Source organism: Poseidonibacter ostreae, assembly GCF_009208075.1.
Lineage (GTDB): Bacteria > Campylobacterota > Campylobacteria > Campylobacterales > Arcobacteraceae > Poseidonibacter > Poseidonibacter ostreae.
This window is the reverse complement of sequence record NZ_WFKJ01000013.1, coordinates 38611-62658: the sequence shown is the minus strand read 5'-3', so window position 1 is coordinate 62658 and position 24048 is coordinate 38611. Positions and strand designations below refer to the sequence as shown.

Here is a 24048-nt window from a genome sequence, read left to right as displayed (position 1 = left end):
GTATTAATAATATTATAGCAAAAGAAGATTATCCTAAACTATAATTTATAACTATATAAGTTATAATAAACTTTTTTTAGTTTTTATTTATGAATTTGTAGATGAGATTATATAACTCTTTAGTTTTCTTTCCTTTTATAATTACATGTTTTGAAGAATCAATAATTTTAATTGTTTTATTTTCTGATTGAATTTTTTCATAAATTTCATATGCAGAACTAGGGTTTACAACAGGGTCATCTTTTGATTGTATTATTAAAATAGGGCTTTTGATTTTTTCTAGATTTTTTTTTGTTTTATGCATAAGTATATTTAACTGTTCAATTGCATCAATATAAAATTTATCATAGTTTATTTCAGGGTTTTCAGCAATATTTTCAACATACTCTTTAGCATACTCATCTTCATTAAAAGCTTTTACAATATCATTCCAAAAAGATAGTGCAGGAAGTAGTGTTTTAATTCTTATGTCATTTAAATGAAGTGCTGCATTAATACATATTATTCCTTGAAACTCTACAAAGCATTTTTTTGTACTAAGTAAAGCTAATAATCCTCCTGTAGAAAAACCAAGAACATAGACTTTTTCATACTGTAATGAAGCTATTGTTATTGCTCTTGAAACACTTTTATACCAATCTTGCCATAGGGTATTTTTCAAATCTTCTGGAATTGTTCCATGTCCTGCTAATCTTGGAGCATATGCATTTAAATCTTTTGTATTTAAAAATTTTGCTAATTGTTCTACCTCTTTTGGCGTAGAACTAAAGCCATGAATAGTAATAACACAAGTATTTGAATCTTTATTAAACAAATGAAAAGCTTGACCAATATCTTTTGCTTTTAAATCTTTATTATTAGATGCTATTTTATAATCTTGTTCAAACTCTTGTTTCTCTTCTTCAATAAGAAGTAGTAATAACTCTAAATCAATTTCATCATTTTTTTTATTACAAAGAGTTTTAACAATATTTGTAACTTTTTCATTAATTTGAATCTCATTTAGAATTACTTTTAAAATGTTTTTTAATCTAATTGTATGATGAGTATGACTATTTAATAATATTTTCTTTTCTATAAAATATAAATCATTTTGTATTTTTATAATATTATCTTTTATAGCTAGTTCTAAAACTTCCTCAAACTTTTTATATTTCTCGTAAGAAATCAGATATATTAAATCTTTATCAATCTCTTCATCAAGATATAAAATTTCCTTTTTTATTTTCTCAATTGTTAAATAAATCAATCTTTTAAAATGATTTAAATCTAATTGTTCTTTTGGATATAAAGATAGTACTAGTATAAAAATATGATCAAAATTTATTGTTAAGCTTTCATAGATTTTATTCATTAACTCATGAGTAACTTGATATCTTAGACTATCGATTATTGTTTTTTGATTAACTTGTTTTTCATAGTACTCTTTTAAAATATCTTTTGTACTAATAGGTTTTAGTATTTGAATTGTTATTTTAGAGTTTAATATTATATTACTCTCTATTTCAATCTCTTCTTTAAAATTATCACCCATTTGGCTAACTAGTTTTTCGGCCATATCAAGAAGAAAGTTTCTACCTGTTCGAAGTTTTGAATATGATATATTTATAGGAACTATCATAGTTTCTTCTTTTTTAATATCACTACATTCATTTACAAAATATTTTCGTTGAAACTTTTTAGAATCTTTTATTTTATGGTTAAAATAGTTTTGTCTTAATATTTGAGAAGATAGGGCAAAAAAAGATGCTCCTGTATAAACTCTTTGACAAACATTGTCAATCTTAACACAGAAGTTATTATCAATTTTTGTAATATCTTTTGCTTTTACCATTCTTCCTTCTGGAAATATCATCCAATCTTTACATGAAGTTATCAAATCACCAATAATATGATTATTTCTATTTGGGTTTGTCGTACTCATGGCTCCTAAATTTTCTAGAAAACTTCCAAAGTATGATTTAAATAGTGATTCATCAGCAATAACACCAACTTTTTTCCCTGTAATATTAAATAAGGAGTAGGGTACTAACATAGCTTCTGTTCTTGTGAAGTGATTTGCTATAAATATTCGTGGATTGTTTTTAGGAATATTTTCTCTTCCTTTTACTTCTATATTAGCATCTAGAACCTTTTCTAGAAGACTTAATACATATCCATTTGTATTTATTAGTAAATCACTTTTTTTCATCATCTTGCTGCTTTATATGTTCTTACTTTATATGAATCTACAGAAATTACTTCTTGTTTAGCCTTATGTGCTTTTTTAACTTTAATACTAGCTTCTTTTGAAAGTAACTCTTTTTCTTCTAATTCTTTTACCATTTCTTCTATTGAAGCTTTTTGAATAACTCCTTTTTTAAGTGCTATTTTAAGAACTTTAAAACTATCTTTATTCTCTTTATTTAATAAAACTGCTTCTTGTAATTTTGTAAATCTATCTTTTTTATTCTCTGAAATAAATACATTTTTAGTTAAGTCATCAAGTCTTTCTTTATCACTTAATGAAGATACAATTTTTGCATTTAATTTATCTTCAGCTTTTACCCCAAAAGGATTAACTTTTACTAGAGGTAATAAGAATCCAATATATCCAAGATTTGAAATTATCTCTTCTCTTGCTTTTTGTATTTCATTAAAACAGTAATTACAAACATAATCAACTAAGATTTTATCTTCTTTTTTTGGATTATTTTCAAACTCTCTTAATGTTGCAGTAATTAAATATGAATAAGAAAGAATATCTCCAAACCTTGCACTAATATTTTCTCTTTGTTTTAAGTTTGGTCCTAAAATTCCTAAAGCTACATTTGTAAGAAGTGTAAACTCAGCACTTACCCATGTAAGTTTTTGTTTATATCTTGCAAATTCACCTCTTTGACAATTTATTTTAGCTCTTGAGAAGTAATAGAATATAGATTTAGCAAAAGCTGTATGAACTAATCCTATATGAGCAAAGAAACCTTTATCAAAACTCTCTACGTTATTACTATTTAAAGCATTTATTTGCTTATAAATATATGGATGTGATTTTATTAATCCTTGTCCAAACTGCATTAAATTTCTAGTTAAAATATTTGCACCTTCAACAGTAATAGAAATAGGAATTGCAAAATATGCATGTGCTAAAAGATTGTTTTCACCTCTTATAATTGCACTTCCACCTAATACATCCATTGAGTCATTTATAACTTCTCTAAACTTCTCTGTTGCATGATATTTCATAACAGAGTTAATAACACCTGGTTTAACACCATTATCAATTGCATCAATAGTATAGTTACGAGCTGAATTTAACATATAAGTAAAAGCTGCAATCTTTGCAATCTTTTCTTCAACACCCTCAAAGTTTTTAATACTTAATCCAAATTGTTCTCTTAAACTTGTGTATGATGATACGATATTTAAAGCGAATTTACTTCCACCTAAAGATACACTAGGAAGTGAAATACCTCGACCTATTGATAAAGACTCAACAAGCATTTGCCAACCTTTTCCAATACCATCTTTTTCACCTATGATATCTTCAAGTCCAATAACAACATTTTTACCATATAAAGGTGAGTTAACAAAAGGAATACCTAATGGATCATGACGTCTTGAATTATCAACACCTTTTAGTTTTGAATTAATTAATCCAAATGTAATACCTAAATCTTTTTTATCTCCTAATAATGAATCTGGATCAGAAAGTGTAAATGCAAGTCCTATTAAAGTTGCAACATTACCAAGTGTAATATATCTTTTTTCAAAGTTAAGTCTGATTTTAATTTTTCCATCATCATCTTTAAATAAAACACCATTTGATGTAAGAGATGTTGCATCACTTCCTGCATTTGGTTCAGTAAGTCCAAAACAAGGAACTTCTCTACCATTTGCTAAATCATCTAAGTATTTATCTTTTTGAGCTTGTGTACCGTGTTTTAGTATTAACTCAGCAGGTCCTAGTGAATTTGGAACCATAATTGTAATAGCTAAAACTTGAGATCTAGAAACTAGTTTTTCAATTATATGTGAATGTGCAGTAGCAGAAAATCCAAGTCCTCCATACTCTTTTGGAATTATCATCCCAAAGAACTTTTTCTCTTTTATAAACTGCCAAACCTCTTTACTTAAATCTCTATCTTGAAAGATTTGCCAGTCTGTTGTCATTTCACAAAGCTCATTTACTTCATTATCTAAAAAAGATTGTTCTTCTTCACTTAGTTCTGTAACTTTTTCACCATAAATTTCATCAAAATTAACTTCTGCTTTAAAAAAGTTTGATTCAACCCAGTTTGTACCAGCTTGAAGTGCAGCCTCTTCAGTTTTTGAAATCTTTGGTAATAAGCCATTGTTTTTTATAAATGCTACTATCTTAGAAGTTACAAGTTTTATTCTTAAGGGTTGAATTAAGAATATTAGTGCTGATACTGTAAATATTGTCCAAAATATAAAACCTAAGTCTGTTAAAACATATGCAAAAACTCCAATTATTGCAAAATAAGAGTATAAGGGAAAGGAAAAAAATCCTAAGATTAAAATTATTAATAAAAATATTAATGCTTCCATTGTGCTTCTCCTGTATTAAAATCTTCATTAGCTTCATTTAATCTTACAAGTAAATTACTTGGAGTAAATCTTTCTCCATACTCTTTTTCATATTCTAACAGTCTTGTTACTATATGATTGATTCCTAATTCATTAGCTAATGCACATAAGCCACCTTTATATGGTGGAAAACCAGTTCCTGTAATCATTGCAAAATCTATTATATTTGCATCTTCTACGATACCTTCTTCAAGACATCTTGATGCTTCATTTATCATAATATAGATACATCTTTCAATAATCTCTTTATCATCAATTATTTTAGTATTAGTATCTAGCAATGCCGTAACATTTTTATTAACTTCTTTTTTATCTCCTTTATATGTGTAAAAACCTTCATTAGATTTCTTACCTAAAAGTTTTAAATCCTTATATATTTTTGTAAGAAGTGAAGCTATTGGCATTCTCCTTCCATAAGATTCATTTAGTATATGTGCAACTTTATATCCAATATCAATACCAACTGTATCTGCAAGTGTAAAAGGACCCATTGGCATTCCAAAATCTTTGATTACTTTATCAATATGTTTAATATCAGGATTTTTTTCTAAAATAACAGCTGCTTCATTTAAGTAAGGAAGTAAAATTCTATTTACAATAAACCCAGCACAATCTCCTACAATAATTGGAGTTTTACCACAAGATATTAAAAGCTCCATTGTTTTATTTATAGTTTCTTTTGAAGTTTCTTTTGAAGGTATTACTTCAACTAAAGGCATCATATTTACAGGGTTAAAAAAATGAACACCTATGAAGTTTTCTTTATTTTTAAGTTCACTACTTAGAGTATTTATAGATATTGATGAGGTATTTGTAGCAATAATCGCATGTTTATTTAGTTTTTCTTCTAGTTTTGCATAAGTTTCTTTTTTTGCTTTTTCATCTTCAATAATTGCTTCTATTGCAAATTGTGTTGATTTTAGGCCATCAAAGTGTTGTGTATAAGAAATTTTATTTAGTTTTAAATCAACTTCACTTTGAGTCATTTTTCGCTGTTTTGTTAAAAAGTCATATATTTTTGCCACATCTTTTAATATACCTTGAACTTGTTCAACTTTTCGTACCTTTATTCTTACTTCTTTTGCGTATTTTGAGAATAGCCAAATTATTCCTTTTCCCATAACTCCATTTCCTAGGATTGTTACGTTTGAAATTGGATTTGTAGTTTTCTCATAGTTTTTATTTAATTTTTGGAAAGTAAAAAATAGTTTAATCATATTTTTTGACTCTTTAGTAACTGCAAGCTTAGAAAACTCTCTTCGCTCTACTTTTAATCCTTGAGTAAAATCTCTTTTATATGTATCTTTTATAACTTCAAGTGCTACATAAGGAGCTTTAAAATCTTTATTTACTTTTGTTTCCAAAGTTTTATATGTTTTTGAGAAAATTATCTCTCTTAGTGGCCAAGTTTCTAATATAGAAAAAGTACTTCTTTTTCTAATCTTTTTATTTATAACTCTTTGTATAAAAGATTCAAGTTTAAAATCTTTTTGCCCATCATGAAAAACTTCATCAACAAGTTTTATTCTGTATGCTTTTTTAGCATCAATTGTTTTGCCTGATAGTATTAAATCAAGAGCACTTATTAGTCCTACAATTTTAGGAGCTCTTAGAGTTCCTGCAAAACCTGGGAAAATTCCTAGTTTAATTTCTGGAAAGGCTAGTTTAGTTTTAGGACTTGTACTTGCAACCCTATATGTACAAGCTAAGGCTAGTTCTAGTCCTCCACCCATACAAGCACCATTTATATAAGCAATTGAGGGGAAGGGCAAGTTTTCTAGTTTATTAAAAATTTCATGAACTTTCATAAGTAAAGAGTTTACTTCTTTTTCATTATTAAGTTTTTCAATCTCTTCAATATCCGCACCTGCAATAAATACGCTTTTTGCACTTTGTATTAACAATGCTTTAATTGATAAATTATCTTTTATTTCATTTAATCTCTCATCAAGTTCTTCTAAAACTTTTATCGATAATTTATTTACCTTTTCATTTTCTAAATCAAATGTTAATCTTGCAATATTATCATTTATTTCTAGTTTTAAATTACTCATCTTACACCTCCAATAAAAAAGCTGCACCTTGACCACCACCAATACATAGTGTTGCCAAAGCTTTTTTACCCTTTCTTCTTTTTAATTCTTTAAGAGCTGTTAGTACAATTCTAGAACCACTCATTCCAACTGGATGACCAAGAGCAATTGCTCCACCATTTATATTTAAAATGCTTTCATCTATTTCTCCAATGGCTGAAGAGCCAAAAGTTTTTTTACAAAATGAGTCTGATTTAAAGGCTTCTAGATTTGCAATTACTTGAGCTGCAAAGGCTTCATTTAACTCAATTACATCTATCTCTTCTAGTTTAGTTTTAGTTTTATCAAAGAGTTTCTTCGTAGCATAAATAGGACCTAATCCCATTCTATGAGCATCAAGACCAGCATAAGCATAATCACTTATAAATCCAAGTGGTTCAAGATTTAACTCTTTTGCTTTTGACTCAGTTGTAACTATTAGTGAACAAGCCCCATCTGATACTTGTGATGAGTTTCCTGCAGTTACAGTTCCACTTAATCTATCAAATATTGGACGAAGTTTAAAAAGAGCTTCAATTGTTTGATTAAATCTAACTCCATCATCATCAATAATAGATGAATCTTTAGTCATGATTTCGTGAATTTCATCTTTAAATACACCATCTTCTATTGCTTTTTGTGCTTTTAAGTGTGAATTTAAAGCATATTCATCTTGATGCTCTCTGCTAATTTTAAATTCATTTGCTAAGTTCTCAGCTGTAATTCCCATAATTTTCCCAGAAATTGGATCAGTAAGACCAGAAATTAAACCAATTACTGGTTTTAAAAATGAAGGTCTAAAAGATGATAATAGGTGAAGTTTATCTCCTATATTTCTAGAATAGGTGAGTCTTGTTAGAAAATTTCTAAACTTATCATTATGAAGAAGGGGAATATTACTCATAGATTCAACACCTCCAACTAAATATAAATCACCTTGATTTGAGTGTATTTTTTCAATTGCAGATGATATTGATTGCATACCTGAGGCACAGTTTCTATGAACAGTATAAGCAGGTGTACTTTGTGGAAACCCTGCACGAATAGCAATAACTCTTGCTATATTTGCAGCATTTGCAGGTTGTGCAACATTACCAAGTATGACTTCATCAAATAAACTATAATCTAAACCATTTCTTAAAATCAATTCTTTTGTAATAATCGCACCTAAAGTATCAGCACTTACATTGTTTAATTTTCCACTAGCTTTTGCTATTGGACTTCTTAGTCCATCGATTATTGCTATTCTATCTTTCATCACAGTTCTCCTAATACATAGTATTTATAACATCTTCATATTTCTCTTCAATTTTTGCTCTACAGATTTTCATAGAAGGAGTTAATTCTCCATTTTCTACTGAAATATCTTTGGTAATTAATTTAAATTGAACTATTCTCTCCCATTCATTAAGATTAGAGTTTACATTATCTATATGATTTTGTATCTCTTTTTGTATTTTTTCATCTTTATAATATTCTTCAATTGTTAAGCTTTTATTTAGTACTTGTTTTTCTTGATATTTATCTTTATCAACAAAAAGTAGGGTTGTAGTATACTTTCTATTTTGGGCAATTATTACTGCAAATTCAATATATTGGTTTTTTGATAATTCTTGTTCAATTGAGACAGCATTTACATACTCACCTGTTGAAGTTTTAAATATCTCTTTTTTTCTACTTTTAATTGATAAAAATCCCTCATCATCTAAAAAACCAACATCTCCTGTATGAAGCCACCCCTCAGAATCAATAGTTTTTGCTGTTAACTCTGGATGATTTAAATATCCTTTCATTAAAGAAGGTCCTTTTACTAAAATTTCATTTTCATTAGATATTTTAATTTGGGCACTTGGAATTGCTTTTCCACAAGTTCCTACTTTATTTACTCCTGGATAATTTGTAGAAATAACAGGTGAGAATTCTGTTAAACCATAACCTTGATAAATGTTTACATTTATATTTACAAAAAATAGATATATCTGTTTTGAAAGTGGAGCTCCTCCTGAGATTAACTTAGTTAGTTTTGAACCAAAAATATCTCTTAATTTTGAATAAACTATTTTGTCATATATTTTAAATAAGAATGAATTTTTATTAAATTCATCACTTAAAGCATACTCAAATGCGCAAGTAGCAATTGTTCTTCCTATAAAAGATTTTTTATCTATATTTACTTTTATCTTATAAAATATCTTTTCAAGTAATCTTGGAACTGCTGACATAATTGTAGGATAAACTACTTTTAATAAATTTGCAGTATTTTGAATATCATCAACAAAATAAATACTAACACCACGACTAAGATAATAACTCATAACAGTTCGCTCGAAAATATGAGCTAAGGGAAGAAGTGAAAGTGCAATCTCTTCTTTCTCTAAATTAATAAGTTGATTAATATCATGAAGTTGAGAAATTATATTTTTATGTGTAAGCATCACACCTTTTGGAGTTCCAGTGTTTCCACTTGTATATATGATAGAAAAAACTTCATCTTCTTTTGGAATATGAGGTTCAAATCCATAAGCAAAACAGATATCTTGACCAGTTACTAGTACTTCATCATAATTGTAAAAGTTCTCTTCTTTTATACAAAAATTATGAGTTATAAAAATGAGGCTTTTATTTTCATCTTCAATATCTTGAAGTCTTTCTTCTGAGTCAATAAACATATATTTAATATTTGCATCATTGATTTGAAAGTTTAGATTTGTTGTTGAAATATTTGCAAAGATAGGAACTGAAATAGCTCCTATTTGATGAATTGCAAAATCAAAAATCAACCAAAAAGGTGAAGATTTCGCAAAGATTGCTACAGTATCATTTTTCTTCATTCCTAAACTTCTAAGCGCAAGACTTAAGCAAATAACTTTATTTTTGAAGTCTTCACTTGAAATACTTTTATATTTGTCATTATATAAATAGTTTAAAAATTTTGGATTATTGTAGTTTTCTGTAGTATGTAAGAATAGTTCAGAATATGTTTTAAAATTGTAAGGATTCATAATTTATCCTTTTTATTAAAATAATTATTATAGTTTATCAAGATAAATAAAAAAACCAAGAAGATTTTATTCTAGTTTTAATTATTAAGTTTAGTTTAATAAAAGCTATCAGTAATAATTAATATAGTATCCTTACAGAAATTATTATAAAGATTGCCTATGAAATGCCCACATTGTGATGCAAAAGTTAAATTAGATTCAAAGTTATATTTTAAAAGTTTTTTAGGAAGATATACTTGTCCCTCATGTAATAATAAGTTTAAGTTAAAAAGAGGAATAAAATACTATATTTGGGTATTAATAGCTATTGCAGTAGCTTTCTTAGATTCATATTATGTAATGAATTTTGCTCAAACAACAACTTTTTCAGGTGTAATATTTGCTTCTTGGTTAGTTTTATTATTCTTTGCTTTTTGTTATATTGATAGAAAACTTGAAAATAATATGCCAACAATTAAAGTTGACTAGTGCAAGCAAGAAGAGGAAATATATACGGAGTTCTTACTATTCTATTGTATTCATCACTTGCACTTTTTTCAATATTTACTACAGATATTCCAGCATTTGAATTAACTTCAATGTCTTTTGTTGTAGCATCTATTGTTGGACTTATAATATTCAAAAAACAAAAAGTACATGTAAAAGAATTATTTAAAGTTCCTTCAAAAGCTTGGATTATTGGAATAAGTGGTTTATTCGGATATCACTTTTTTTATTTTTTAGCAATTAAAAATGCTCCTGCTGTTGAGGCAAACTTGATAAACTATTTATGGCCATTATTAATAGTTCTTTTTTCATCTTTTTTACCAAATGAAAGGTTAAGATGGTTTCATATCTTAGGAGCATTATTAGGATTATTTGGTGCCTTTCTTTTAGTTTCAAAAGGTGGAAGTTTTTCTTTTGAAACTCAATACATGTGGGGATATATATTTGCAGTAATTGCAGCTTTAATCTGGTCATCATATTCAGTTATCTCTAGAACATTAGCTCATGTTCCTACTTTTGCCGTTACTGGCTTTTGTATAGCAACGGCTGTATTATCTGGTATTTGTCATTTTATATTTGAAACTACGGTTATTCCAGATGCTACAGAACTTTTCGGAATATTATTACTAGGACTTGGACCTGTTGGTGGGGCATTTTACTTATGGGATTATGCGGTTAAAAATGCAGATATAAAACTACTTGGTTCAATATCATATTTTACGCCATTGTTGTCTACTCTTTTACTTGTAGTCTTAGGATATGCACAGTTTACTACGGCTATTACATTAGCTTGTATCTTTATTATTGTAGGTTCTTTTGTAAGTTCAGCCTCATATTTAAAAGCTATAAAGAAGTTCTTTTTTAGATAGTTCTAAAATAAACTTCTTCTGTAATTATATCTTTTGTAGTTTCTACTCTATCAATGAAAACTAAACCTATTAAATGATCATATTCATGTTGAAAGACTCTTGCTATGAAACCTTTGAAAGTTCGTCTTTCTATTTGTCCTTCTCTTGTTTCATATTGAATTTTGATTTTATTAAATCTTGGAACTTTAGCTCTAATTCCAGGAATACTTAAACATCCTTCCCAATCTTTTGTCATAGCCTTAGATGTTTTGATAATCTTTGGATTTATAATCACAGTATCTTCCATATGTGGAGCATGTGGATATCTTGCATTTGGTTTTGATGAAATAATCATAATTTGTTTAGAAATAAATATTTGAGGTGCAGCTAATCCTACGCCATTTGATTTTTTTACGCAAGTTAACATAGCTGATATTAGTTTTTGCGTTTCTATACTTTGAATATCTTTTATTTTCTTTGCTTTCTTCCTAAGAACCGGCTCTCCTAGTTTTGCAATTTTCATATCATTTTTATTAAACATTTTTTTAGCCTTTATTTGAATGATTGAGTATACTCTTTATATTAAACTTTTGTTATAATCCATTCTTATTAAGAAAAAAGGTTTATATAAATTATGCAAGAGATTACAAATATTAAAGATATTAATGACCCACAAATAAAAGAGTTTATCTCTTTACGAAAATCAGCTCATGATGAAAAGTATGTAGTTGTTGAGAGTACAACAGTTTTTAAAAAACTATTTAGTGCAAATATTAAAATACATAAAGTTTTTATAACTCCTGAGCATTTAGATTTTCTACAACAAAATTGTAAAGATATAAACTTCCCAATACTAACAGCATCAACTGAACTAATGAAAGAAATAGTAGGACATAAAATTCATCAAGGAATGTTAGCTCTTATTGATAAACCGCAGTTTATTAGCTTTGATGAGATCAAAGGAAATATAGTAGTTTTAAACGGACTTACATCTCCTGAAAATGTAGGTTCAATAGTACGTTCTTGTGCTGCTTTTGATATTGGGACTTTAATCATTGATGAAAAAACTTGTTCACCATTTATAAGAAGATGTATTAGAGTTTCTACTGGAAATTTATTTAATGTAAACGTTTATAAGTCAAGTGCTTTAAAAGATGATTTGGTAAAACTGAAAGAGCAGGGGTATACTATATCAACAACTGCAAATGCTGAAAATGCAATTAGTTTAAAAGATTATACTTTCCCTACTAAAGCTGGTATTGTTATTGGAAATGAAGGTTTTGGAGTTGATGAAGAGATTTTTGAATTATCAGATAATATACTAAAAATTGATATTCATGAAGAAGTTACAAGCTTAAATGCAGCTATTGCTACATCTATTATTTTGTTTAAAATGAGTAGTTAATATTTAAAAATAGAAAATAGTTTTCTAACCATGATTAGCTCTTAAAATAAAACAAATTATATTAAATAAAAAATTATTAAATAATTTATTTTAAGTTACATAGGACTATACTTTCCTTTAAATAAAGAGTATTAATCAAAATATTTCAGAGGATAGTTTAAATTATGACAAATAAAGTTGATGATAAATATAAGATTATGATTGCAAGTGCTTGGGAGAAGTACAATAAAAAAGACTTTGTAGGTGCTAAAAAGATTTGTATTCAGATTAATAATGACTTTCCAGATAAACTTGGAGCTAACTATCTACTTGGAATAATTTACCTTGATGAAGATAAGTTTATTGATTCTTCAAAAGAGTTGAAAATTGCTCTTACTAAAGATTATGAAAAAAATGCTGGTGGGTTTATAAATTACACCTTAGGAAGAAATTATGGGAAACAAACATATATAGGAAATGAAAACCCACTGTATGATAAAGATCTCTCTCGAAAATACTTTGAGCAAGCATTAGAATATGAAAAGTATCCTGAGAATACTATAACTGAATTACATTATATATATCAAAATAATTACAAAATTATACAATTATTTAAAGATGCAATTAAAAAGTTTCCAGAAAATTTAGATTTTGTAATTACTCTTTCTGATATATATCTTAAGATTGGGGAAGTTGACAATCAGAAGAAAGTTCTTTTGGCTGTAAAAAATAAATTTAATTCGACTCATCTATTATATAAATTATCTAAAATAGAGTTATCAATAAAGAATTTTGAAAAATCACGTGAATTAATTAATCAAGCAAAAGGTATTAATGTCAATCCTAAATCTGAATTTGCATTACAATTAGAATTAGCAAATATTTATTATTCAGAAGGAAATATAAATAAAGCAAAAGAAATTTTCTTTGATAACTTTAATAAAGAGAAAAATACTGATAACTTCTGGTTTGGATTGATTGGAGTATTAATGTGTGTAGATAATAAAGATTATGATGATTTTACAATTCTTCTAAGTAAAATGGAAATTACTAAACAATTTATCATTGATGATTGGTTTGGTGATATGCCAATCTATTTTGATTCTTCAATATGTGTTGGAATATATTTACTTGAAAATGAAAAGGATGTAATTAAAAAATTAAATGTCCTTAAGAAAAGACAAACTGATAAAGATATTTTAGGAAAAATTGAACTATTGAAATATTCTCTTTATAAAAATATTGGAGAAGAAACCTTATGTTTAAATACAATTAAAAAATCAATTAAATATCTCAATACATATCACTATGACTTCTTATTTATTGAGTTAAGGGAGGCATATCATAGTGTATTTTATAATCTTATTGAATCAGATAAAAGTATTGATGATTTAATCATAGACTTAAGTGCAATATTAAAAGAAGAATATTCATTTCGAAAAGTTTTCTTATCAAGTTTAGAGTTTATTATTCAAGAACTTCACAATCAAAAAGAATATGAATTAATTATCGAACTTTATGAGAACTTTTCAACGGAAGAAGTTGATAAACTAGATATTTGGTTTGAGGTTGCTTATGCTTTTAATAAGTTAGAGAAAGTCGATAAAGCTAAATATGCTTATCATAAGAATCTTAGAATAAAAGGAGAATCAAGTGCTCTCTTAAATAATCTTGCAAATCTTTATGAGAAAGAAGATAAATTTGATGAAGCAATAGATATGTACCAAAAAGCATTGTCTTTGGAAAGTGATGATACTTTAATAAAAACTAATTTAGAAAACACTTTAGATAAGCAAAAAAAAATGATAAATCAAACTCATAAGAAAGATGCACTAAATAAGATTTTTTTAAATGCGGTGGAATTATTAAAATCTGAAAATTTCTTTACTTTAGAATCTCTTTATATCTTTCTATTAAATTGTAGAAAAGAGGATGATTTTGACAATTGGAATTTACCAATTCAAAATGAAATGTTTCCTATTTTAATGAGTACTAATGAGAAAAAAGCAATGGAATTAAAGAATAACTGGATTTCTAAAAATTATATTATTAAAGTAGAAGAAACTGATGAATATGATATTCCATATTTCCAAATAAATCCGTATATTGATAGAGAAGTAACTATATTAAGGGATATGGTATCTGAAATAAATCTACCTCAAGAATGGCTAACAGGGTTAAATAATATTTCAATATTTCAATTAAATGAACTTAATTATACAGAAACTTCTAAAAGAATTATTAAAATTAATAAAAAATATCGCCCTTTGATAAGTCGTGATTACAATGAGTTAATCTTTAATTATCTTGTCGGAAATAAAAAATCTACAATTATCTTATCTGGTTCATTTGTTGAATTAATACTTACTTATTATTGTGAAAGAAAAAAAATCAAAAAAGTTGAGTATAAAAATACATCTGGTAAAATTATAAAGAAAAATCTTTATGATTGTGTTCTATTTGATTTAATTTCATTTATTGATGATAAGAAGTATTTTGGTAATGACTTTTTCCCACTTACAAATTTGTCTAGAGTCTATCGAAATTTTATTCACCCAGGTGTAGAATTAAAAAATCATTTAGATAAAACTAAATCTGATTTATGTTTTATAAGTTCAATAGAGATTCTTAGAAAAATTATTTAAAATTTTAAAATTTCTGAGACACTTTACTTATTAGTCAACTAAGTAAAGTGTTATCTTAATTCTCTTTTAAATTCTTAAAAGGCTTTAAATACTTCTATTGTTTTATCTATATCTTCTTGGCTAATATCTCTATGACATACTAATCGTAGTTTATTATAAGAACCACCTACTAAAATGTCATTTTCTTTTAAATATTTTTTTAGTAAATCTTCATTTTTTACTTTTATAAAAATCATATTTGTATGATGAGATAAAACCTCTATATCTTTTAGTTTATTTAATTCTTTTGATAATAAAGAAGCTTTTAGATGATCTTTTTCTAAACCTTGCATATTATATTTTAAAGCATATATTCCAGCAGCGGCTAAAATACCAGCTTGCCTCATACCTCCACCTAACATTTTTCTATATTTTATAGCTTTTTTTATAAATTTTTTAGAACCTAAAAGTATAGAACCAGCAGGAGTGCCTAAACCTTTTGATAAACATATAGAAATAGAATCAAAATGTTCACATATTTCATCTAATTGTAAATCTTCTTCTATTAAAGCATTAAAGATTCTTGCCCCATCTAAATGTAATAAAAGTTTATTTTCTTTAGCAAAAGCTGATACTTCTTTTATATAGTCTAAACTAAGACTTTGTCCATGGTGAGTGTTTTCCAAACATAAAAGTTTTGTTTTTGCAAAATGTGCATCATCGGGTTTTATTTTTTCTTTTATTTTATTGATATCTAAAGTTGCATTTTCTTCAAACTCTATTGGTTGGGGTTGTATACTTCCTACGACTGCTCCACCACCAGCTTCATATTTATATATATGAGCATCTTGTCCACAAATGTATTCATCACCTCTTTTACAATGCGATAATAAGGCTAATAGATTAGATAAAGTACCAGAGCTTACAAATAAAGCAGCTTCTTTTTTAGCCATCTTTTTCATAGTTTTTTCAAGTTTATTTACACTTGGGTCTTCTTTATATACATCATCACCAAGGGGAGCTTTAAACATAAACTTTTTCATTTTTTTAGAAGGTTTTGTTACCGTATCACTTCTAAAATCTATAATATTCTTCATTTTATTTTCCCTATTTTTAATTATATTTATTTTATGGGAAAACTGGAAAAAAAGCAAGTTGTAATTATTTAAAAAGTTATTAAGTAGAAATAATGAAGACCGAAAATTAATTAATATATAAACAAAAGGTTTAAACCTTTTATTTATATTTGATAATCAGTTGGATTATCTTCCCATTCGAAAATAAAACACATTGGTAATTTATTTTTTCTATTTAAAATAAGTGCTGTTATTGTACCTGAAACCATTATTGAAATAATAGCTAAAGCAGATGCAAAAGCAAGTGTTGAAAGACCTGTAAGCCCTTGTCCTACTGTACAACCAATTGATAAAACACCACCTGTTCCCATAAGTGCTCCACCTATCATATTGTATTTTGTTCTATTGATATTTTGAGCTGCTGTACATCCAAAGCTATATTTTTTATTTATAAATGACATTATAAAAGTACCTAGTAAAACACCACATACTAATGCAATAGGAAATGAAAATTCATTTACTTCATAATACATAAATAGCTCAACAGTTTTAGCAGTTGGATAAACAAAAGTTATTCCATCAAGGGCGATCTCTCTTTCCATACTCTCAGCACCTACAACACCTGAGATATACCATGCTAGTGAAATTAAAATACCGACTACAACACCATCCCAAAGAGTGAATATTCTTTTAACTTTTTTGATTATAAATAATAATATAGCTACTAAAACAGCTAAAACTAAGTATATATTCATAGTGATATTTGGTATATAAGAAGATAATTGAATCAAAGTTTCATTATTTATAATAGGTGACATTACACCATATAATAGTCCTTTAGTCGTTGCATAAGCAAAAATACCAATAAAAATAATAGTGATTAAAGAGTTATTATCCCCTTGTGCAAATTTGATTAATTGTCTATTTCCACAACCATCTGCTAACATCATACCAATACCAAATAATATTCCACCAGCAATAATTACAAAGTAGTTAATATTTTCTTTATAGTATTTTGACTCACTTAAATCAAGTTCAAAAATAGAAGACATAATAGCAGTTGCAATAATTGCAACTATCATTGCCATTATTACAGAAGCTCCTCTTTTTGTTGACTTTGTAAGAATATAATCTTTAATAGAACCAGAAAAACAAAATTGTTGTTTTTGTGCAACCATTCCAAAAATAGTACCAAGTACTAATCCTAAGATATTTACGGTTTCAAATATTTCTAATTCAAACATATTATTTATCTATTCTCATTTCTTCTAAAACTTCTAAGATTTCAACTGCATCTTCATCTTTTAAGTTATTACTTTCAATATCTAGAAGTACTTCATCAAAATATAATTTGATATCTTCCATGTATTTTAATTCGTCTTTATCTTCTTTTGTACTTTTTTTACCATCTACTATATCCATTAATTCATCAATATTTTCATCAATTTCAGGTATCACATCTTCTTTTAATAGTTTTTCAAGTTCTGTTATCTTACTCATAAATTTTCCTAATTTTTTTGAAAGTATATCAAAAAAAATTATACTTTTTATCACAATTTTTTATTATACTTTTAATATCAATTTTAAAAGGCTAGTTATGAAGAGTTTATTTATTCTTTTATTTTTTACACTTTCATTATTTTCTTTGAGCTTAGAAGAATCAAAACATTTGTTAAATCGTACTTCTTTTGGCTTTACTAAAGATGAAATAAAATTATTTCAAAAACTTACAAAGGAAGAAGCAGTTGATTTATTACTGCAAAAAGGAAATTCAAAAGATATTTATAAAAAACCAAAAAATATTAAAGATGTTTCAATTATAAACAAAAAAATAAAAGAAATTTCAAAAGAAAAAAGAAAAAAATTAAGAAAACAGAAGAATAAAAAAATGCAAGAGATAAAATCTTGGTGGTATGAAATGATGATTAATCCTAGATTTTCTTTTCGTGAAAAGATGACACTTTTTTGGCATAACCATTTTGTAAGTGAATATAAAGTTGTAAAGTCTCCATACATGATGTTTGAACAAAATATGTTGTTTAGAGAAAATGCACTTGACAGTTTTTCTACTTTACTTCATAAAAGTTCACATGATTTAGCAATGCTAATATATTTAGATAATAATTCAAATAAAAAATCTCATCCAAATGAAAACTTTGCAAGAGAGCTTTTAGAACTATTTACATTAGGTGAGGGGAATTATAGTGAAGATGATGTAAAAGAAGCAGCAAGAGCTTTTACAGGATATAGAGTAAATAAAAGAAAAGCTACTTTTAAAATATTAAAAAAACATCATGATTATGGAGTTAAAACTTTTTTAAATGAAAAGGGTAATTTTAATGGTTCTTCTATTATTGATATAATTTTAAAGCAAAAACAAACTGCTATTTTTATTACTACAAAGCTTTATCAAGAGTTTATTAGTGAAGATATTAATAAAAAAGAGGTTCTAGAATTTGCCAAAAAGTTTAGAGATTCAAATTACGATATTTCAGTATTGATGAGAAATATTTTATTAAGTAAAAGTTTTTGGAGAAATAAATCAAATATGATTAAATCTCCGGTTGAATTAATTGTATCTTTTCTTAAAATTAGTGATATAAAATTAAAACCTAAAGAGTATAACTTGATATTAAAATATGGAAAAGATTTAGATCAAGACTTATTTAATCCTCCAAATGTAAATGGATGGAAAAGTGGAAAAGATTGGATTGATACAACATCTTTAATAATAAGAAAAGAGTTAATCAATAAATTAATAAAAAAGAAACTAAATACAAAACAGCAAAATGAATTACAAGTAAAAAATTTTAAAACCTTAGATTATCAAATAAAATAGGACTTAATATGAAAAGAAGAAACTTTATAAAATTATCAATATCAACAGCTCTTTTTATACTTTCTCCTGTAAAAATAATGGCTAAAAGTACAAATAAAAAGACATTGGTCTTAATAGAATTAGATGGAGGAAATGATGGTTTAAATACGGTGATTCCATATAAAAGTAAAAAATATTATGATTTAAGGCCAACAATAGCTTTGAAAAATGATGATATAAATATAATAGATGAAAATTATGCATTAAATAAAAATCTGCTAAATCTGCATACTTTATATAAAGAAAAAAGTGTAGCTATAATAAATGCATTAGGATATGAAAAACCAAATCTATCTCATTTTAAATCAATACAAATAGTTGAAACAGCTGGAAATGGAAAAAGTTTAGGAAAAGAAGGCTGGATATCATCTCATCTACGAAAGTATAAACTAGATGAAAAAACGCCAGCAAATGCCATGCTGATTGGAAAAAGAAAAAAAGGCTATTTGTATGCTCCTGATTTAACGGTTCTTCAATTAAGAAATATAGATAATTTTATTAAAAAATCTTCAAAATTAAAAAGTAGTAGAAAAATAGGAAAGGTAAATGATAATTTGGACTTCTTATTTAAACAAGAAGAATCTATATTAAATGCTTCAAAAAGTTTAGAAAAATATACAAAAAACATATCTATAAAAACAAGTTTTTCAAGTAATGATTTATCAAAGGATTTTAAAGAAGCTGCTAAAATCATCAAATCACCTTTAGATATTCCAGTAATTAAAATTTCACAAAAAGGTTATGATACCCATTCAAATCAAGTTTTAAGACAAAGTGAATTATTAAAAAACTTAGACCTTAGTCTTGGAAGCTTTATAAAAGAATTAAAGCAATCAGATTTATATAATGATGTTTTAATTATGACTTATAGTGAATTTGGGCGTAGGGTAAAAGAAAATGGTAGTAATGGAACAGATCATGGAACAGCAAGTGTTCAGTTTGTTTTAGGAGGAGCTGTTAAAGGTGGAGTTTATGGAGATGTTAATTTAAATGATTTAAAGAAAAACAACTTGAAATATACGCATGATTATAAAGAATTATATAATACAATTTTGAGTAAATGGTTTAAATCAAAAGATAATAGTTTCAAAGCTTATAAAACTATTAACTTCTTATAAAAGTTTTATAAGAATTAGTTATATTGGTAAAGAATCAAATATTCAAGCCTTTGACTTTTTATTTTTTATCATGTAACATTGTCCTAAAAAAGGACATATAATGAAGAAAATATTAACACTTTTATTTGTAGGATTAATTACATTTTTTACTACATTAAATGCAGAAGAAATAAGTGAAAAGAAAATTCATAAAGTTGTAATACAAGTAAGTACAGATGATTTAAGAACTCAAAAGATTGCATTAAACAATGCTGTTAATTTACAAAAACTTTATGGCCTAGATAATGTAGAAATTGAAATAGTTGCTTTTGGGCCAGGTCTTAATTTATTAACAAGTAAGAGTAATCAAAATAAAAGAGTAGAAAGTCTTGCTTTACAAGATATTTCTTTTTCAGCATGCACAAATTCAATCAAAAAGGTTGAAAAGAAAACAGGTTCAAAAGTTGTTTTATTAGAAGGTGTTCAAAAAGTTACAGCAGGTGTTGCTAGAATTATAGAATTACAAGAAGATGGATATTCATATATAAGGCCATAAAAATTAATAAGTAGATTCTCTACTTATTAAAAACTAAAGTTTAATTACATAGGTACCCTTAAAGTCAACACATATTTCATTATCTTCAATTATTTTAGATTCTATTTTTATAGAAGCACTACCTTTTTTATCTATTTTCTCTTTTAGTATTTGTATTTCCTCTTTTGATGGTTTTTTTGTATAACAGTAGATATCTTTTTTTACAGGTTTTAAATAAGAATTTTCATTTTTTATAACTACGATATTTTTACTGTCAATATTAAGCTCTTTTGAAATCAACCAACATAAACTCCATGAAGAAATGATTGTAATTGTACTTAAGCTTCCACCAAAAGCAGTACCTTTATCATTTATATTTATATCTAAAGGTGCAGATGTAATTAATTCATTCTTATTATATGAATTAATCTTTAGTTTCATTAGTTTTGTTAGAGGAATTTCTTCATGTAATTTATTTTCTAATTCTTTTATCAAAGTAATCCTTCTGATTATTAATATTGAAATTATAATAATAAAAGCTTAAAATTATCTCTTTATCTAAATGACAAAAGTTGTACAATTGTAAAATATATGCATTAAAATAACAATTGAAAATAAAAGTGTGTATAAAAGTAGCTATTTTAATTAACACTTTAAAATAGGCTTATCGCCTAAAAATAGAGATTTTTATATACTTTAATACTTAAGAAATAGATATATTGTAACTTTTATTTACAAAAACAAAAACTTGTACAACTGTTTACAATAATTGTACATACTAATTTTATGCTTTATGCTATAATCTTAACAATAAAATTAAATCAAATAGGAGACAATATATGAGTTTATTAGTAGATTATAAAGCACATGCACAAGAAAGAGCTAGCGAAGGTGGATTACCTCCATTAGCATTAACACCAGAGCAAGTTGCTGATTTAGTAGAATTATTAAAAGCTGATACAGTTGCTGAATCTGAGTATGTATTAGATTTATTCAATAACAAAATCAACCCAGGTGTTGATGACGCTGCTTATGTTAAAGCTGCATTTTTAAATGATATTGTTCAAGGGAATGTTTCATGTTCAGTAATTTCAAAAGTTCAAGCTGTTGAAATTTTAGGAACAATGATGGGTGGATTTAATGTTACTCCATTAATTGATGCACTTAAAATTGATGAAGTAGCTGCTGCTGCTGCAACTGAATTAAAAAATACTATCTTAGTATATGATTCATTTAATGATGTTAAAGATTTAATGGATGCTGGAAACTCTTATGCTAAAGAAGTTATCGAATCTTGGGCAAATGCTGAATGGTTTACTAACAAACCTGCATTAGAAGAAGAAATGACTTTAACTGTATATAAAATTCCTGGTGAAACAAATACAGATGATTTATCTCCTGCTACTGTTGCATTTACTAGATCTGATATTCCATTACATGCAACTGCAATGTTACAATCAAGAATGGAAAACCCACTTGAAACAATGGAAGAATTAAAAGCAAAAGGTCACCCTTTAGCATACGTTGGTGATGTTGTTGGTACTGGTTCATCTAGAAAATCTGGAATTAACTCAGTTCAATGGCACATGGGTAGAGATATTCCTGGTGTTCCTAATAAAAGAACTGGTGGTGTTGTAATTGGTTCTATTATTGCTCCAATTTTCTTCAATACTGCAGAAGATTCAGGATGTTTACCAATTGAAGCTTCTGTTGATGCTTTAGAAACTGGTGATGTTATTACTGTTAAACCATATGCTGGTGTAATTGAGAAAAATGGTTCAGTTGTTTCTGAATTTGATTTAGCTCCTAATACATTAACAGATGAAATGAGAGCTGGTGGAAGAATTCCATTAATTATTGGTAAAGGTCTTACTGTTAAAGCTAGAGAAACTTTAGGATTAGATGCAACTACTGCATTTGTTTCTCCTACTCAACCTGCTGATAACGGTAAAGGATTTACTCAAGCACAAAAAATGGTAGGACGTGCTTGTGGTATTGAAGGTGTTAAACCAGGTATGTATGTTGAGCCAATTGCTACAACTGTTGGGTCTCAAGATACAACTGGACCAATGACTAGAGATGAGATTAAAGAACTTGCTGCACTTTCTTTTGGTGCTGATATGGTTATGCAATCATTCTGTCATACTGCTGCTTACCCAAAACCAGCAGATATTAAATTAAGACATACTTTACCTGAGTTCATTTCATCAAGAGGTGGAGTTACATTAAGACCAGGTGATGGTGTTATTCACTCATGGTTAAATAGATTATGTTTACCTGATACTGTTGGTACTGGTGGAGATTCTCATACTAGATTCCCAATTGGTATTTCATTCCCAGCTGGTTCTGGACTAATTGCATTCGCTGGTGTTACTGGTGCTATGCCTTTAACTATGCCTGAGTCTGTTCTTGTTAAATTCAAAGGTGAAATGCAACCTGGAATTACTTTAAGAGATTTAGTTAATGCTATTCCTTACCAAGCTATTCAAGATGGTTTATTAACTGTTGAGAAAAAAGGTAAAAAGAATGTATTCGCTGGAACAATCATTGAAATCGCTGGTTTACCTGACTTAAAAGTTGAGCAAGCATTCGAATTATCAGATTCTGCAGCAGAGAGATCAGCAGCAGCTTGTTCTGTTCAATTAGATAAAGAACCAATCATTGAGTACTTATCTTCAAATATCGCTTTAATTGAAAAGATGATTGAGGAAGGTTACGAAGATGCTAGAACTTTACAAAGAAGAGCAGATAAAATGAGAGAATGGATTGCAAATCCAGAGTTATTAACTCCAGATGCAGATGCAGAATATGCAGCTACAATTGAAATTGATTTAAATACAATTACTGAACCAATCTTAGCTTGTCCAAATGATCCAGATGATGTTGATACATTAACTAATATTTTAGCTGATGACAAAAGAATTAAGAATATTGATGAAGTATTCGTAGGTTCTTGTATGACTAATATCGGATTATTTAGAGCTTTAGGTGAAGTACTTAAAGGTGAGGGTGAAGTTCCAACTAAACTATGGGTTGCACCACCAACAAAAATGGATAAAGAACAATTAACTGAAGAGGGTTACTACTCAATCTTCGCAGCTGCGGGTGCAAGACTTGAAATCCCTGGATGTTCTTTATGTATGGGTAACCAAGCGTCAGTTTCTGAAGGTGCTGCTGTATTCTCAACATCTACAAGAAACTTTGATAATAGATTAGGAAAAGGTTCTCAAGTTTATCTTGGATCTGCTGAAGTTGCTGCAGTTGCTGCACTTTTAGGAAGACTTCCAACTAAAGCTGAGTACATGGAAATTGTACCTAAGAAAATTACTGAAGATAACAAAGAGGGTGTTTATAAATACTTAAACTTCCACCAAGTTACTGGTGATCAATTAACAAACTTAGTTCACTCTTAAGAACTATATATATTAAGTTGGGATTTCCCAACTTAATATTTCT

At 27.2% G+C, this 24048-nt stretch carries 18 protein-coding genes; 8 read left to right on the top strand and 10 right to left on the bottom strand.

The features are described 5' to 3' along the window. Window positions 1–76: 76 nt before the first annotated feature. The 5 genes from GBG18_RS06075 to GBG18_RS06055 are packed head-to-tail and all read right to left on the bottom strand — an operon-like array spanning window position 77 to window position 9664. Window positions 77–2194 carry an alpha/beta fold hydrolase gene (locus tag GBG18_RS06075; protein WP_152189346.1) on the bottom strand — a complete coding sequence of 706 codons (2118 nt, stop codon included), beginning with the start codon at window positions 2192–2194 and terminating at the stop codon, window positions 77–79. Then, window positions 2191–4551 carry an acyl-CoA dehydrogenase gene (locus GBG18_RS06070; protein WP_152189344.1) on the bottom strand — a complete coding sequence of 787 codons (2361 nt, stop codon included), beginning with the start codon at window positions 4549–4551 and terminating at the stop codon, window positions 2191–2193. Before GBG18_RS06070 ends, GBG18_RS06075 begins: the two co-directional genes overlap by 4 nt. Continuing rightward, a complete protein-coding gene (locus GBG18_RS06065) occupies window positions 4539–6644 on the bottom strand; it encodes a 3-hydroxyacyl-CoA dehydrogenase NAD-binding domain-containing protein (RefSeq protein ID WP_152189342.1) in 2106 nt (701 codons plus the stop codon). Before GBG18_RS06065 ends, GBG18_RS06070 begins: the two co-directional genes overlap by 13 nt. A 1-nt stretch (window position 6645) precedes the next feature. Next, a complete protein-coding gene (locus tag GBG18_RS06060; RefSeq protein ID WP_152189340.1) occupies window positions 6646–7920 on the bottom strand; it encodes a thiolase family protein in 1275 nt (424 codons plus the stop codon). A 10-nt stretch (window positions 7921–7930) separates the two neighbouring features. Beyond that, a complete protein-coding gene (locus GBG18_RS06055) occupies window positions 7931–9664 on the bottom strand; it encodes an AMP-dependent synthetase/ligase (RefSeq protein ID WP_152189339.1) in 1734 nt (577 codons plus the stop codon). 159 nt (window positions 9665–9823) lie between these two features. Here GBG18_RS06055 and GBG18_RS06050 point away from each other — a divergent pair, with 159 nt between their 5' ends. Together GBG18_RS06050 and yddG are read left to right on the top strand one after the other, a co-directional pair. After that, complete coding sequence (locus GBG18_RS06050) at window positions 9824–10132, top strand: hypothetical protein (RefSeq protein WP_152189337.1); 309 nt, start codon at window positions 9824–9826, stop codon at window positions 10130–10132. Next, window positions 10132–11019: an aromatic amino acid exporter YddG gene (yddG, locus tag GBG18_RS06045; protein WP_152189335.1), complete on the top strand. Its 888-nt coding sequence runs from the start codon at window positions 10132–10134 to the stop codon at window positions 11017–11019. The genes GBG18_RS06050 and yddG overlap by 1 nt, the downstream gene beginning before the upstream one ends. Here the strand turns inward: yddG and def are convergent. Further along, complete coding sequence (def, locus tag GBG18_RS06040; protein WP_152189333.1) at window positions 11012–11539, bottom strand: peptide deformylase; 528 nt, start codon at window positions 11537–11539, stop codon at window positions 11012–11014. The two genes, yddG and def, sit on opposite strands and share 8 nt — an antisense overlap. A gap of 93 nt (window positions 11540–11632) precedes the next feature. Here def and GBG18_RS06035 point away from each other — a divergent pair, with 93 nt between their 5' ends. Then, a complete protein-coding gene (locus GBG18_RS06035; RefSeq protein ID WP_152189331.1) occupies window positions 11633–12403 on the top strand; it encodes a TrmH family RNA methyltransferase in 771 nt (256 codons plus the stop codon). Window positions 12404–12567: 164 nt separating this feature from the next. Then, on the top strand, window positions 12568–15027 hold the full coding sequence (locus tag GBG18_RS06030; RefSeq protein ID WP_152189330.1) for a tetratricopeptide repeat protein: 2460 nt from the start codon (window positions 12568–12570) through the stop codon (window positions 15025–15027). A gap of 74 nt (window positions 15028–15101) precedes the next feature. On the opposite strand, the gene ltaE is transcribed toward GBG18_RS06030, so the two are convergent. The 3 genes from ltaE to GBG18_RS15310 form a co-directional block, all read right to left on the bottom strand. Beyond that, window positions 15102–16103, bottom strand: coding sequence for a low-specificity L-threonine aldolase (ltaE, locus tag GBG18_RS06025; RefSeq protein ID WP_193311084.1), 1002 nt, complete (start codon window positions 16101–16103; stop codon window positions 15102–15104). 143 nt (window positions 16104–16246) lie between these two features. Further along, window positions 16247–17326, bottom strand: a complete 1080-nt coding sequence (locus tag GBG18_RS06020; RefSeq protein WP_152189328.1) for a YeeE/YedE family protein — start codon at window positions 17324–17326, stop codon at window positions 16247–16249. A gap of 1 nt (window position 17327) precedes the next feature. Further along, window positions 17328–17582 carry a hypothetical protein gene (locus tag GBG18_RS15310; protein WP_152279886.1) on the bottom strand — a complete coding sequence of 85 codons (255 nt, stop codon included), beginning with the start codon at window positions 17580–17582 and terminating at the stop codon, window positions 17328–17330. A 97-nt stretch (window positions 17583–17679) separates the two neighbouring features. Between GBG18_RS15310 and GBG18_RS06015 the strand changes: the two genes are divergently transcribed. From GBG18_RS06015 to GBG18_RS06005, 3 genes are all read left to right on the top strand, one after another. Then, window positions 17680–18921, top strand: a complete 1242-nt coding sequence (locus GBG18_RS06015) for a DUF1800 domain-containing protein (protein ID WP_193311083.1) — start codon at window positions 17680–17682, stop codon at window positions 18919–18921. An 8-nt stretch (window positions 18922–18929) separates the two neighbouring features. After that, window positions 18930–20078, top strand: coding sequence for a DUF1501 domain-containing protein (locus GBG18_RS06010; RefSeq protein ID WP_152189324.1), 1149 nt, complete (start codon window positions 18930–18932; stop codon window positions 20076–20078). Between the two features lie 100 nt (window positions 20079–20178). Then, the gene (locus GBG18_RS06005) at window positions 20179–20613 is read left to right on the top strand and encodes a DsrE family protein (protein WP_152189322.1); all 435 of its coding nucleotides are present in this window, start codon (window positions 20179–20181) and stop codon (window positions 20611–20613) included. 33 nt (window positions 20614–20646) lie between these two features. Here GBG18_RS06005 and GBG18_RS06000 read toward each other — a convergent pair whose 3' ends face one another. Next, on the bottom strand, window positions 20647–21087 hold the full coding sequence (locus tag GBG18_RS06000; protein ID WP_152189320.1) for a YiiD C-terminal domain-containing protein: 441 nt from the start codon (window positions 21085–21087) through the stop codon (window positions 20647–20649). 344 nt (window positions 21088–21431) lie between these two features. Between GBG18_RS06000 and GBG18_RS05995 the strand changes: the two genes are divergently transcribed. Continuing rightward, window positions 21432–24005, top strand: a complete 2574-nt coding sequence (locus tag GBG18_RS05995; RefSeq protein ID WP_152189318.1) for a bifunctional aconitate hydratase 2/2-methylisocitrate dehydratase — start codon at window positions 21432–21434, stop codon at window positions 24003–24005. Window positions 24006–24048 lie beyond the last annotated feature (43 nt).